Origin of the sequence: Burkholderia cepacia, from assembly GCF_029962485.1 — a bacterium.
Lineage (GTDB): Bacteria > Pseudomonadota > Gammaproteobacteria > Burkholderiales > Burkholderiaceae > Burkholderia.
On record NZ_CP073638.1, the window covers coordinates 2,249,858 to 2,264,038 of the forward strand.

Sequence of the window (14,181 nt, forward strand, 5' to 3'; positions counted from 1 at the left end):
ACAAGACAGGAGATCGAAGTGAAGCAAACCGCGGTTCCCCTCGACACGGCCACGGCCGTGTCGCCCCCCGCCTCGCGTGCCGGGCGCGCAATCGCCGCGGCATCGATCGGCAACGCGCTGGAGTGGTACGACTTTTCCGTCTACGCGTTTTTTGCGGTGTACATCGCGCAGAACTTCTTCCATCGCGGCAACACCGGCACCGAGCTGGTCGAGGCGTTCATGGCGTTCGGGATCGGCTTCATCGCGCGGCCGCTCGGCGCGCTCGCGATCGGCGTGTACGGCGATCGCGCCGGCCGCAAGGCCGCGCTGACGCTGACCATCCTCGTGATGGCGGCCGGCACCGGCATCATCGCGTTCGCGCCGCCGTTCACCGCGATCGGCATCGGCGCGCCGCTGCTGATCCTGTGCGGCCGGCTGCTGCAGGGTTTCTCGGCCGGCGGCGAAGTGGGCGGCGCCGCGGCGTTCCTGATCGAGCACGCGCCGGCGGACAAGAAGGGCCGCTACGCATCGTGGCTGCAGGCGAGCATGGCCGCGTCGAACATCCTCGGCGCGCTGGTCGCCACGGCCGTGACGCTCACGCTGTCGCGCGAACAGATCGGCGACTGGGGCTGGCGGATTCCGTTCATCCTCGGTCTCGCGATCGCGCCGGTCGGCCTGTGGCTGCGCAAGACGCTCGACGAAACGCCGCATTTCCGCGCGGAAATGGCACGCGCCGCGCACGCACCGGCCGAGCGCAAGACGCCGCTGCTGCAGGTCGTGCGCGACTATCCGCGCGCGCTCGTGGTCGGCACCGGGTTCTCGGTGCTGTGGGCCGTGTGCGTGTATGCGCTGGTGATCTACATGCCGACGCACGTGCAGCGCGCGCTGCATTTCGACGGGCGCGATGCGTTCATCGCGTCGCTGGTCGGCAACTGCCTGATGGCCGTCACCTGCGTGTGCGCCGGAAGCTGGTCGGATCGCTTCGGGCGGCGCAAGGTGCTGACGGCCGGCGCGACGCTGATGCTCGTGTCGGTGTATCCGCTGCTGCACTGGCTCGCCGACGTACACACGCTCGCCGCGCTGATCGTCGTGCAAAGCGCGTTCTGCGTGATGGTCGCGATCTTCACGGGTGTCGCGCCCGCCGCGCTGTCGGAACTGTTCCCGACCCGCGTGCGCGCGACCGGCATGTCGCTGTCCTACAACATCGCCACGACGATCTTCGGCGGCTTCGCGCCGGCGATCCTCGCGTGGCTCACGCAACGATCGGGCAACCCGTTCGCGCCTGCCTGGTATGTGATGGTCGCGAGCGTCATCGCGCTCGTGTCGATCGCCGCGCTGTCTTCCACGTCACGTCACGCCTGAATTCGGAGAACTGCTTCATGCAACGCTTCCTCATGCGGAGCGCGGTCGCGCTCGCGCTTTTCGCCGCCGTCCCGGCCTTCGCGGACGTCACGCTCGACGGCCGGTCCGCCACGCCCGAATCGATCGCCCGCATCGCCGACGGCGAAGCCGTGTCGATCGCACCGGCCGCCCGCCAGCGCGTCGTCGCCGCGCACGACGTGCTGCTGAAGGCCGCCGCGGCCGGCCAGCAGATCTACGGGCTGACAGTCGGCGTCGGTCTCAACAAGGACCGCGAGATGGTCGATGCGCACGGCAAGCTGTCGCAGGAAGTCATCGACGCGTCGACGCGCTTCAACATCGGGCTGATCCACGCGCACTCGGGCAGCGTCGGCCCCGACATGAGCGTACGCGTGGCGCGCGCCGCGATGGCCGCCCGCCTGAACGCGATGCTCGACGGCGGCGCCGGCGTGCAGCCGGCGATCGTCGACGCGTATGCGCAGTTCCTCAATCGCGGCGTCACGCCCGCGATGCCGGCGGACGGCTCGATCGGCGAAGCCGACATCACGATCCTGAGCCATGTCGGCCTCGCGATGCTCGGCGAAGGCGACGTGTATTACCAGGGCCGCAAGGTCGCGGCCGCCGACGCGCTGAAGTCGACCGGCATCGCGACGATCCGCCCGTACGGCAAGGACGCACTCGCGATCCTCAGCTCCAACGCGTATTCGGCCGGCATGGGCGCACTGGCGCTCACCGACATGGCGCGGCTCGCGCGGGTGTCGAAGGTCGTGTTCGCGCTGAGCCTGCAGGGGCTGAACGGCAACGTGTCGCCGTTCCGCGAGGACACGCTCGCGCTGCGGCCGTTCCCGGCGACGCTGCGCGCCGGCGCCACGCTGCGCACGCTGCTCGCGGGCAGCAGCTTGTGGAACAAGGACCCGGAGCGGCCGCTGCAGGATCCGCTCAGCTTCCGTTCCGGCGTCTACCTGCTCGGCGAAGAGGATCGCACCTATGACGAGGCGCGTGCGTTGCTGCAGGTGCAGCTCAATTCGAGCGACGACAACCCAGGCGTCGCGGTCGGCGTCACGCCGAAGTCGACCCGCGCGCAGGATGCGGCCGGCTACGTCGACGGTGGTGGCGCCGTGCTGCCGAGCGCGAACTTCGAACCGCTGCCGTGGGTACTCGCGTTCGAACAGCTCGGGCTCGCGCTCGGCCACAACGCACTCGCGTCCGCGCAACGCATCGTCAAGCTGAACGACCCGCACCTCACCGGCCTCTCGCGCTTCCTCGGCACCGAGGACACCGTGCATGCGTTCGGTGCGATGGAGAAGCCGCCGACCGCGCTCGCGATGACGGTGAAGTCGCTCGCGATGCCCGTGTCGCTCGACTACCTGCCCGTTGCGGGCGGCATCGAGGACATCGCGACGAACGCGCCCGACGTCGTGCAGCGCGTGCAGAAGCAGATCGACGCGAGCTACACGCTGCTCGGCCTCGAGCTGATCGAGGCATCGCAAGCGATCGACCTGCGCCAGCGCAAGCAGCCGTCGTTCACGCTCGCGCCGGCCACGCAGCCGCTGTACCGCGCACTGCGTACCAAGGTCGCGTTCCTCCAGCGCGACCGCCCGCTCACGCCCGATTTCCGCGCCGCCGATGCGCTGCTGCGCACGTATCGCGACTGAGCGGCGCACCGCCCTTTCTTCGCTTCACCCGTCAGCTGTCCCGCCCGCACCGCGATCGACATTCGATCGCGGTGCGGGACCCGAAGATCCGTTCGTATCGCACCGCCGCTCGCTGACTTTCAACCATCCCGCACCGGAACATCATCATGAAAAGAATCCTGTTCGCGCTGCCGCTCGCCGCGGCCGCCACCGCTCACGCGCAAAGCAGCGTCACGCTGTACGGCATCGTCGAAGACGGCGTCGACTACGTGTCGAACGTGCAGGGCAAGCATCTCGTGCAGCTCGCGTCGGGCGTGACGGCCGGCAGCCGCTGGGGCGTGCGCGGCACCGAGGATCTCGGCGGCGGCCTCAGCGCGATCTTCCGGCTCGAAAGCGGCTTCGACCTCAACTCCGGCCGCCTCGGCAGCGGGCTCGCGTTCTCGCGCAACGCGTACGTCGGCCTGAACGACACGAAGCTCGGCACGCTCACGCTCGGCCGCCAGTGGGATTCGATCGTCGACTACGTCGAGCCGTTCACGCTGAACGGCAACATCGGCGGCTACTACTTCGCGCACCCGAATGACATGGACAACACCGACAACGGCTTTCCGATCTCGAATGCGGTCAAGTACCGCAGCCCGACGATCGCGGGCATCACGTTCGGCGGCCTCTATGCGTTCGGCGGGCAGCCCGGCCGCTTCTCCGACAAAGCGACGTTCAGCGTCGGCGCGAGCTACGCGGCGGGCCCGGTCGGCTTCGGCATCGGCTATCTGCGGATCAACAACCCGGGCGTGTCGACACAGGGCTACCAGAACTATCCGGGCTTCACGAACGCGATCTACGGCAACTACCTCGATGCGGCGCGCGCGCAGAAGGTGTTCGGCGTAGGCGCGTCGTATCAGGTCGTGCAGTGGCTCAAGGTGCTCGCCGACTTCACGAATACGAACTTCCAGCATGGCAGCGCGGGGCACGACGCGACGTTCCAGAACTACGAGCTGTCGACGCTCGTCACGCCGACGCCGGCCGTAACGGTCGGCGCCGGCTATACGTACACGACGGGCCGCGACCACGCGACGAACGCCGAACCGAAGTATCACCAGTTCAACCTGAGCGTCGAATACGCGCTGTCCAAGCGCACGAGCGTCTACGTGATGGGTGCGTTCCAGAAGGCGGCCGGCGACGCACCGGTCGCGCAGATCGCGGGCTTCAATCCGTCGAGCAACCAGAAGCAGGCCGTCGGGCGCGCGGGCATCCGCCACGTGTTCTGACGCGCCGTTCGACGGGTGCCGCCGCGCACCCGTCCGCCTCTCTTTCTTCACGCCATTCAATCAGTATGCCTATTCATTTGATCCGGAGTGCCGGCAGGCGCCGCCGGCTGCTGTCGACCGTCGGCGCATCGCTGATCGCCTGTACGATCGCCGACGACGCCACGGCCCAGTCGTCCGTCTCGCTGTACGGGCTGGCCGACGTCTATGTCGGCACGCAAAAGAGCCTCGGCAAGCCGCGCGCGTATGCCATGAATTCGGGCGGCTTCACGACGAGCTTCTGGGGAATCGGCGGCCGCGAGGATCTCGGCGGCGGCTACGCGCTGCAGTTCGCGCTCGAAGCGTTCATGCGCCCGTCGAACGGCGGCGCCGGCCGCTTCAGCGGCGATACGTTCTTCGGGCGCAACGCGTATGTCGGCGTCGCGGCGCCGTACGGCGTGCTGCGCGCGGGACGCAACACGACACCGTATTACGTCTCGGTCGTGCGCTTCAACCCGTTCTCGACGTCGTTCGGCTTCTCGCCGGCGCTGAACCAGATGTACAAGGGCGTATCGGGGCAAGGCCTCGTCGGCGACAACGGCTGGAGCAATTCGGTGCTGGTTTCGACGCCCGGCGAGCACGCGCTGCAAGCGAGCCTGATCTATGCGACCGGCAACGCGCCCGGCCACGCGGGCGCGAACCAGTGGGGTGGCAACTTCACCTACGACGGGCGCCGCGCGTTCAGCGCGACGCTCGCGTTCCAGCAGGCGAAATTCGACCGGACGCCAGGCGACCTGAACGCCGCCATCACCGGCTTCACGCAGCAGGACGCCGTGCTGGCCGGCGTCGGCTACGACCTGAAGGTCGTGAAGTTCACCGCGTTCTATCAGTACGTGCACGATGCGATCGACGGCGGCGGGCTCGGCACCCACAGCGCGCAGGTGGGCGCAGCGGTGCCGATCGGCTTCGGCACGGTGCTCGCGTCGGTGATGGCCGCGAAGAGCCACGGGCGCGACCGCCCGTCGAGAACGACCTGGGCGCTCGGCTACGACTACCGGCTGTCGAAGCGGACCGACGTGTACGTGGCCTACATGCGTGACCGTGCGAGCGGCTACGGCAATGGCGACTCGGCCGGGCTCGGGCTGCGCACGGCGTTCTGAGCCGGCGCGACAGCGCGGTGCGGTGCGACGCCGTGCGGCGCGGCGACGATGCTACGCTTCGCGCGCGGCGCGCGATGACTACGCGTCGACTTCCGCGTGCAGCAGCAACACCGCGTCGCGCTTCTCCAGCAAGTGCCGCCGCAGGATCGCCGCGAGCGCCTTGCCGTCGCGTGCCTCCAGCGCCTTGATCATCTCCTCGTGATCGTGCACCGCGCGATCCCACTTCTCGACGTGCTGGTTCGAGCGGAACCGCATCGACATGATCCGGCGGTTGATCGCCTGGTACGTGCCGCGCAGCGCCGAATTGCGCGCGGCCTCGTTGATGCGGTCGTGGATTTCCTGGTTGCGGCTGTAGTAGCCGGGCAGATCGTTCTGCATCCGGCACGCGAGCATCGAGTAATGCAGCGCCTTGATCTCCGCGAGTTCGGCCGGCGTGATGCGCTCGCAAGCCAGCTCGCCTGAAAACGCCTCCAGCCCCGACATCAGCTCGAACGTCTCGCGGATCTCCGATTCGCTCATCCGGTACACGCTCGCGCCGCGGTTCGGCGACAGCACCAGCAGCCCCTCGGACGCCAGCACCTTGAACGCCTCGCGCAGCGGCGTACGCGAAATGCCGAGCGTCTCGCACAGCTCGCGCTCGTTCAGCCGCATGCCGGGCGTCAGCACGCCTTCGACGATGAACTTGCGCAGGTGCTCGACGACCGTGTCATGCAGCCGTTGCCGCTCCAGTTTCGGCAGTGCCGGCGCGCCGCCGGCATGCTCCAGATCATTCAAATTTTGCATGCAAAGTCCTTCCCTCTTGCTTCCCGCGATTCTACTGCAACTCGCCCGACCCGAATATCGCCCCGCCAATATCGGGTAAACACCGGCATTTTCGGCGAAATCAGCGCTTGGTTCTACTGCGATCGCTCTGCTAAAGTATTTTGCATTCAAAATGCAAAATGCAACCAAGGAGACAGAACGACCATGCTGCAACTCGACTTTCACCCGTCCGGCCGCCACTTCCTGCAGATTCCGGGGCCGAGCCCGGTACCCGACCGCATCCTGCGGGCGATGAGCTACCCGACCATCGACCACCGTGGCCCCGAATTCGGCGCACTCGGCCTGAAGGTGCTGGCCGGCATCAAGAAGATCTTCAAGACCACGCAGCCGGTGGTCATCTATCCGGCGTCGGGCACCGGCGCATGGGAAGCCGCGCTGACCAACACGCTGAGCGCCGACGACACCGTGCTGATGGTTGAGACCGGCCACTTCGCGACGCTGTGGAAGAAGATGGCCGAGGCGCTCGGCCTGAAACCCGAATTCCTCGGGCTGCCGGGCATCGAAGGCTGGCGCCGCGGCGTGCAGCCCGACATGATCGAAGCGCGCCTGCGCGCCGACACAGCGCGCGACATCAAGGCCGTGTGCGTGGTGCACAACGAGACGTCCACCGGCGTCACGTCCGACATCGCCGCGGTGCGCCGCGCGATCGACGCGGCCGGCCACCCGGCGCTGCTGATGGTCGACACGATCTCGGGGCTCGCGTCCGCCGACTACCGCCATGACGAATGGGGCGTCGACGTAACGGTGTCGGGTTCGCAGAAGGGGTTGATGCTGCCGCCGGGCATCAGCTTCAACGCGGTGTCGCCGAAGGCGCTCGCGGCGAGCGAGCACGCGAAGCTGCCGCGCGCGTTCTGGGGCTGGCACGAGATCATCGAGGCGAACAGGAACGGCTACTGGCCGTACACGCCGAACACCAACCTGCTGTACGGGCTGGCCGAAGCGCTCGACATGATCCTCGGCGAAGGGCTCGACAACGTGTTCGCGCGCCACCAGCGGCTCGCGGAAGCGACGCGCCGCGCGGTGCGCGCATGGGGCCTCGAGATCCAGTGCGCGGACCCGGCCGTCTACAGCCCCGTGCTGACCGGCGTGATGATGCCCGACGGCGTCGACGCGGACGCCGTGCGCAAGCTGATCTACGAACGCTTCGACATGTCGCTCGGGCAAGCGCTCGGCAAGATGCGCGGCAAGATGTTCCGCATCGGCCATCTCGGCGACTGCAACGACCTCACGCTGATGGCCACGCTCGCCGGTTGCGAGATGGGGTTGAAACTCGCCGGCGTGCCGGTTGCCGCGAGCGGCGTGGTCGCGGCGATGGACTATCTCGCGTCGAACACCCATACGCCCGCGCTGCGCGCGGCGGCCTGACCGCGCGTGCCTGCGGCCCGCCGCAGGCACATCGCTTATTCCCCTTTGCGGCCCGCACGACGCGCGGCCGCGCTGCATCGGCACGAAACCGGCCTCAGAGCCGGCGCGGTTGCAGCGGCAAGCCAGACAACATTCAGGAGACGCAACATGAAGCTGTTCCGGGCGACCGGCATCGTGCTGGTGATGCTATGCGTGATGTACTTCATCACGTACCTCGACCGCGTGAACGTGAGCACGGCTGCCGCCGGGTTCGGCCGGGAATTCGGGCTGAACAAGACGGAGATCGGCCTCGTGTTCTCCGCGTTCGCGTATCCGTATCTCGTATTCCAGATCATCGGCGGCTGGGTCAGCGACCGCTTCGGCGCGCGCCGCACGCTGCTCGCGTGCGGGCTGCTGTGGGCCGTGGCGACACTGCTCACCGGGATGGCCGGCGGCCTCGCGTCGCTGCTCGCCGCGCGGCTGCTGCTCGGGCTCGGCGAAGGCGCGACGTTCCCGGCGGCCACGTCGGCGATGTCGCGCTGGGTGCCGCGCGAGAAGCGCGGCTTCGCACAGGGCATCACGCACGCGTTTTCGCGCGTCGGCAACGCGGTCGCGCCGGCCGCCGTGGTCGCGGTGATGGCCGTGTACGGGTGGCGCGAATCGTTCTACATCTGCGGCGTGATCAGCATCGTGTGGGTCGCGGTCTGGGCGCTCGTCTACACCGAGCATCCGAAGGATCACCCGCGCATCACGCAGGCCGAACTCGATGCGCTGCCGCCGCCCAAACAGAAGCCCGCCACCGTGCCGTGGGGCCCGCTGTTCCGCCGGATGATGCCCGTCACGATCGTCTACTTCTGCTACGGCTGGACGCTGTGGCTGTTTCTGAGCTGGATTCCGCAGTACTTCCTGCACAGCTACGACCTCGACCTGAAGAAATCGGCCGTGTTTGCATCCGCGGTGTTCTTCGCTGGCGTGATCGGCGACACGCTCGGCGGCATCGTCACCGACCGCATCTACGCACGCACCGGCAGCCTCAAGCGTGCGCGCAGCTGGATGGTGTCGATCTGCATGCTGTTCACGCTGCTGTCGCTGCTGCCGCTGCTGTTCATGCACGACCTGTACGTGTCGATGGCGTGCCTCGCGGCCGGCTTCTTCTTCGCCGAGATGACGATCGGCCCGATGTGGGCCGTGCCGATGGACATCGCGCCGGAATACTCGGGCACCGCGAGCGGGATGATGAATTCCGGCTCCGCGCTCGCGGCGATCCTGTCGCCGGTGATCTCCGGCTTCGTGATCGACCGCTTCGGCAGCTGGGAGCTGCCGTTCATCGGCAGCATGGTGCTGATGGGCTTGGGCGTGCTGCTCGCGTTCCGCATGCAGCCAGATAGCCGCTTCGCCGATGCCCCTGCAGAACAGCCCGCAACCCACCGCTCGCCGGCCTGATGCCAACGGGGCGCTGCTGCTAGTGGCGCCCCCCTCTTTTTCGTACCGCAAACCATGACCCAAGCTACCCACGACCTCGCCGTCCGGCTCGCCGACGGCTGGCAACATGGCATCGCGTTCGCCGCGCTGCCTTCGGAACTCGTCCCCGCCGATGCCGACGCCGCCTATGCGGTGCAGGCGCAAGTACTCGCCGTGCGCAGCGCCGCGATCGGCGCATGGAAGGTCGGCGCGAAGCAGCCCGACGGCCCGATTCAGGGCGCGCCGCTGCCGGACGACTGCCGCCATGCGAGCGGCGTCACGCTGCCGCGCAGTGCGTTCCGGCCGCTCGGCCTCGAACTGGAAATCGCGTTCCGCTTCGGCCGCGACTTCGCACCGCGTGCGACCGCCTATGCCGACGACGAAGTGTTCGACGGCATCGCGCAGATGGGCGCATCGATCGAGATCGTCGCAAGCCGCTTCCGCGAATGGCCGGACGTCGCCCCCGTCGCGCAGCTCGCCGACCTGCAGAACCACGGCGCGCTCGTGCTCGGCGAGATGACCGGTTATCGCGACGATTTCCCGTTCGTCGCGCCGGCCCCGATGTTCACATTCGACGGGCAGGACATCGCCGGTGCCGCATCGGGCACGAACCCCGCAGGCGACCCGCGCCGCCTGCTGCCGTGGCTCGTCAATCACGCATCGCGGCGCGGCATCGTACTGCCGGCCGGCACCGTCGTCACGACCGGCTCGTACACGGGGATGTATTTCCCGCAGGCTGCCGGCACGGCCGTCGGCCACATCGCCGGGCTGCCGCCCGTCAGCGTCACGCTCGCCTGATTCGCTTTTACCCGATACCGACCGCCGCCATGACATCCGCCGTCTCGCCCTCGCTGGTTCGCCCCGTCCATCTCGTGCCGTCGCAAGGCGCCGCGCTGTCGCCGCTGTTCGAGCGGCTGCGCACGGAAATGCGCGGCGACGTCCACGCCGATCGCGCGAGCCGCGGCCGCTACGCGACCGACGCGTCGATCTACCAGATCATGCCGCTCGGCGTGGTCGTACCGCGCGACCAGGACGACCTGCGCATCGCGCTCGACATCGCGCGCGACCGCAAGATTCCCGTGCTCGCACGCGGCGCCGGCACGAGCCAGTGCGGGCAGACGGTCGGCGAGGCGCTCGTCGTCGACAACAGCAAATGGTTGAACCGGATCGTTGAATTCGATGCGCAAGCGCGCACCGTCACCGTCGAACCCGGCATCGTCCTCGATCACCTGAACGCGTGGCTGAAGCCGCACGGGCTGTGGTTCCCGGTCGACGTGTCGACCGGCTCGCAATGCACGATCGGCGGGATGGCCGGCAACAACTCATGCGGGTCGCGCTCGATCGAGTACGGCAACATGGTGCACAACGTGCTCGCGATCGACGCGATCCTTGCCGACGGCAGCGAATGCCGGTTCGGCTCGCTCGCGCAGCCCGTTACCGACCGTCGCACGCTCGAGCTGCTGCACGGCGTCGAACGCATCGCGACACGCGAGCGCGACGAGATCGTCGAGCGCGTGCCGAAGGTGCTGCGCCGCGTGGCCGGCTACAACCTCGACCTGTTCGACTGCCAGAACCCGCGCGCGTACACCGACGATGGTCACGCAAATCTCGCGCACCTGCTCGTCGGCTCGGAAGGCACGCTCGCGTACAGCCGGCAGATCACGCTGAAGCTCGCGCCGCTGCCCGCGCACAAGGCGCTCGGCGTCGTGAACTTCCCGACCTTCTACCAGGCGATGGACACTGCGCAGCACATCGTGAAGCTGAAGCCGGTGGCCGTCGAACTCGTCGATCGCACGATGATCGACCTGTCGATGGAGAACCCGGCGTTCCGCACGGTGATCGAACAGGCGCTGGTCGGGCAGCCACAAGCGATCCTGCTCGTCGAATTCGCGGGCGAATCGCGCGATGCGCAGCTGACGCAACTCGACCGGCTCGCCGAACTGATGGCCGATCTCGGGCTGCCCGACAGCGTCGTGAAGATGACCGATGCCGGCGCGCAGAAGGCGCTGTGGGACGTGCGCAAGGCCGGGCTGAACATCATGATGAGCATGAAGGGCGACGGCAAGCCGGTGTCGTTCATCGAGGATTGCGCTGTGCCGCTCGAACATCTCGCCGAATACACGCGCCGCCTGACCGACGTATTCCACAAGCATGAAACCGAAGGCACGTGGTACGCGCATGCCAGCGTCGGCACGCTGCACGTGCGGCCGATCCTCGACATGCGGCGCGACGGCGCGACGCGCATGCGCGAGATCGCCGAAGAGGCGGCGGCGCTCGTGCGCGAGTACAAGGGCGCGTATTCGGGCGAACACGGTGACGGGCTGTGTCGCGGCGAATGGGTCGCGTGGCAATACGGCCCGCGCCTGAACGCGGCGTTCGCGGAGATCAAGGCGCTGTTCGATCCCGACAACCGCTTCAACCCGGACAAGATCGTCAATCCGCCGAAGATGGATACGCGCGAACATTTCCGTTTCGCGCCCGGCTATGCGGCACTGCCGCTGCGACCGGCGCTCGACTGGTCGGCCTGGAACGTCACGCGCGACCCGCTGATCGGTGACGAAACCGCCCCCGGCTCCGGCACCGACATCACGCACGGGCTCGCGTCGGCTATCGAGATGTGCAACAACAACGGCCACTGCCGCAAGTTCGACGCGGGCACGATGTGCCCGAGCTACCGCGTGACACGCGACGAGCAGCACGTGACGCGCGGCCGCGCGAATACGCTGCGGCTCGCGGTGACGGGCCAGCTCGGCGCCGACGGCCTCGCCGGCGACGACGTGAAGGCCGCGCTCGACCTGTGCGTGTCGTGCAAGGGCTGCAAGCGCGATTGCCCGACGGGTGTCGACATGGCGCGCTTCAAGATCGAGGCGCGACATGCGTGGAACCGCAAGCACGGCACGACGCTGCGTGAACGGCTCGTTGCGTACCTGCCGCGTTATGCGTCGTGGGCCGCGCGGATGCGTGGCGCGATCGCGTTCGCGAATGGCGTGCCGGTCGTGGCGTCGTGGATGAAGCGATGGATCGGCCTCGCGCCGCAGCGGGCGCTGCCTGCGTTTGCGCGGCCGTTCCTCGCGAATATAGGCGCTGGCGCGAGTACGTCAGCACCTTCGAAAAAAGGGGCGGCCACCCGCGAAGTGCTGCTCTTCGTCGATACGTTCAGCAACTACCAGGAACCGGACAACGCGCGCGCCGCGCAGGCCGTGCTCGAAGCGGCCGGCTACACCGTGCATTTCAACGTGCGCGAAGGTGAGCGGCCACTGTGCTGCGGCCGCACGTTCCTCGCGGCCGGGCTTGTCGATGAAGCGAAGGCCGAGGCGAAACGCACGCTCGATACGTTGCGTCCATATCTCGAACGCGGCGTCGCGATCGTCGGGCTGGAGCCTTCGTGCCTGCTGTCGATGCGCGACGAGTTTCTTGCTTATAGCTATGGCGACGAAGCGGCGCGACTCGCAAGCCACGCGTTCCTGTTCGAGGAGTTTCTCGTGCGCGAACAGGAGGCCGGCCGGTTGTCACTGCCGCTGCACGCAATCGATGCGAAAGAAGCGCTCGTGCACGGCCATTGCCATCAGAAGGCGTTCGGCGCGTTCACGCCGGTGCAGACGGTGCTGCGCTGGATTCCGGGGTTGAAGGTGTTGCCGGTCGAATCGTCGTGCTGCGGGATGGCCGGCAGCTTCGGCTACGAAGCCGAACACTACGACGCGTCGCAGGCGATGGCCGAACAGTCGCTGCTGCCGGCGGTGCGGGCGCGGGCCGAGGGCGCGATCGTCATCGCGGACGGCACGAGTTGCCGGCATCAGATTCAGGACGGCGCGCAGACGCAGGCCGTGCATGTGGCGCGTGTACTGGCGCAGGCGTTGCGCGGTTGACGGCCGGCGCCACGGCAGCCGAGAAATTGGCTCGGCGTGGATATGCTCGTGGTCGTCGATATGATCAACCACCCATTACGTCATTAATGCCACTCTCTCTCGACGCGCAGGCGATCTGCTCCATACATGGGGGCACGGTAAGCCATTCGAGCAAGTAAGCCACTGGAGCAGCTTTGGCCGGCTTGAAAAGAGATATATCGGGCCCGCCAAGTAATTTCAACACTTTGCGTTAAACACGGTCAGAGCAATCCTTGAGCTTACGAGTATCTTTGAGCTCGACATAAATTTTTTTCGTTCGCCCTTCATTACCCTCCCCGAACTGATTGATTTCGAGGTCGGCTGAAAGAGCACGGTGTACTCTTTGTCAAGAAAGACCAGCATAGTCGTGGCCTCTTGGGAGAAGAACTGGAACGTGATTGCTCGGTAGCTTTCGAGCGCACAACTGATACGTGCCGCTGCAGTCTCTCTGTCGGCAGTCAATCGGACTCGCTATTGTGTCGGGACGAATAACTGATTGATCAATTCACTAACGATCTCGAATGTGCGTGAGACCGTGTTATGAAGGAAACCTGAGCCATGAGCGTATTCGTTGCGAATCCTGGGCAATGTATCAATGAATATGCCGATCCAGTCATCGAAATCCTCGAGCATCGGCTCTACATTCGAGTAGTCGATCTGGACCGTCGTCAATCCGCGGCGCTGCATCTCTTGGAGTTTCTGGTGTTCGGCTCGATGTCTGGCGCGCTGCAGTGCTTGCTCCCTTGACCACGAAAACCTGTCGTTCGATATCGCCTTTCGCTTCATTGCTTCTTTCAGCAATTTGTTCAAACCGCGAGGCGGCTCGGCCCTGACCAGCGACGATCGCTCGATCTCGGTAGTTAACCACTCGCGCAACGCGAACTCCAACGATGTCAGGGCTTGCTGTTCCGCTACAGGATAGAAGCGATAGACGAACCACGCATATGCATAGAGATTTTTTGCCGTCTCGAAATGGATTCGAACCGACTCTGGCACATTCACGCTGAGTATGAACAATGCTACGTCCTCGAGATGCTCGGCTGCAGTGCCTGGCCGGAAATTCCCAATGGTCCTGTCGAACCGAGAAAAATATCCGTTTCTGATGTCGGGCTCATAAAGCGAGTCGATCGTCCTCAGCAAATCGCATGGATGTAGAGTATCCAACGCCTTTTCTTCCATTTCCGGCCTACATTCCAGTTAATTGTCCGGATCGACTGAACGATCCTCGCCAGCCGACGTCTCCACGAATGCTGTTCCGATCAACAACCTCACCTCGGGCGACAAAAATTCTCAC

Annotated in this window: 10 protein-coding genes; 8 read left to right on the forward strand and 2 right to left on the reverse strand. The window is 66.4% G+C overall.

The genetic code is table 11. The annotated features are described in order from the left end of the window. Positions 1-18: 18 nt before the first annotated feature. The 4 genes from KEC55_RS26505 to KEC55_RS26520 all read left to right on the forward strand — a co-directional run bounded on the left by KEC55_RS26505 (position 19) and on the right by KEC55_RS26520 (position 5,376). Positions 19-1,341, forward strand: coding sequence for an MFS transporter (locus KEC55_RS26505; RefSeq protein WP_176048703.1), 1,323 nt, complete (start codon positions 19-21; stop codon positions 1,339-1,341). 17 nt (positions 1,342-1,358) lie between these two features. Continuing rightward, complete coding sequence (locus tag KEC55_RS26510) at positions 1,359-2,993, forward strand: HAL/PAL/TAL family ammonia-lyase (protein WP_282508073.1); 1,635 nt, start codon at positions 1,359-1,361, stop codon at positions 2,991-2,993. 146 nt (positions 2,994-3,139) lie between these two features. After that, positions 3,140-4,240: a porin gene (locus KEC55_RS26515; RefSeq protein WP_282508074.1), complete on the forward strand. Its 1,101-nt coding sequence runs from the start codon at positions 3,140-3,142 to the stop codon at positions 4,238-4,240. Between the two features lie 65 nt (positions 4,241-4,305). Beyond that, entirely contained in the window at positions 4,306-5,376 is a 1,071-nt protein-coding gene (locus KEC55_RS26520; protein WP_282508075.1) for a porin, read from the forward strand. 78 nt (positions 5,377-5,454) lie between these two features. Here KEC55_RS26520 and KEC55_RS26525 read toward each other — a convergent pair whose 3' ends face one another. Further along, complete coding sequence (locus KEC55_RS26525; protein ID WP_282508076.1) at positions 5,455-6,159, reverse strand: GntR family transcriptional regulator; 705 nt, start codon at positions 6,157-6,159, stop codon at positions 5,455-5,457. 183 nt (positions 6,160-6,342) lie between these two features. Between KEC55_RS26525 and KEC55_RS26530 the strand changes: the two genes are divergently transcribed. The 4 genes from KEC55_RS26530 to KEC55_RS26545 all read left to right on the forward strand — a co-directional run bounded on the left by KEC55_RS26530 (position 6,343) and on the right by KEC55_RS26545 (position 12,869). Next, positions 6,343-7,563, forward strand: a complete 1,221-nt coding sequence (locus tag KEC55_RS26530; protein WP_282508077.1) for a pyridoxal-phosphate-dependent aminotransferase family protein — start codon at positions 6,343-6,345, stop codon at positions 7,561-7,563. Positions 7,564-7,710: 147 nt separating this feature from the next. Continuing rightward, entirely contained in the window at positions 7,711-8,985 is a 1,275-nt protein-coding gene (locus KEC55_RS26535; protein ID WP_282508078.1) for an MFS transporter, read from the forward strand. 54 nt (positions 8,986-9,039) lie between these two features. Continuing rightward, entirely contained in the window at positions 9,040-9,801 is a 762-nt protein-coding gene (locus KEC55_RS26540; protein ID WP_282508079.1) for a 2-keto-4-pentenoate hydratase, read from the forward strand. A 29-nt stretch (positions 9,802-9,830) separates the two neighbouring features. Continuing rightward, the gene (locus tag KEC55_RS26545; RefSeq protein WP_282508080.1) at positions 9,831-12,869 is read left to right on the forward strand and encodes an FAD-binding and (Fe-S)-binding domain-containing protein; all 3,039 of its coding nucleotides are present in this window, start codon (positions 9,831-9,833) and stop codon (positions 12,867-12,869) included. Between the two features lie 489 nt (positions 12,870-13,358). Here KEC55_RS26545 and KEC55_RS26550 read toward each other — a convergent pair whose 3' ends face one another. Beyond that, positions 13,359-14,066 carry a hypothetical protein gene (locus tag KEC55_RS26550; protein WP_282508082.1) on the reverse strand — a complete coding sequence of 236 codons (708 nt, stop codon included), beginning with the start codon at positions 14,064-14,066 and terminating at the stop codon, positions 13,359-13,361. Between the last annotated feature and the right edge of the window lie 115 nt (positions 14,067-14,181).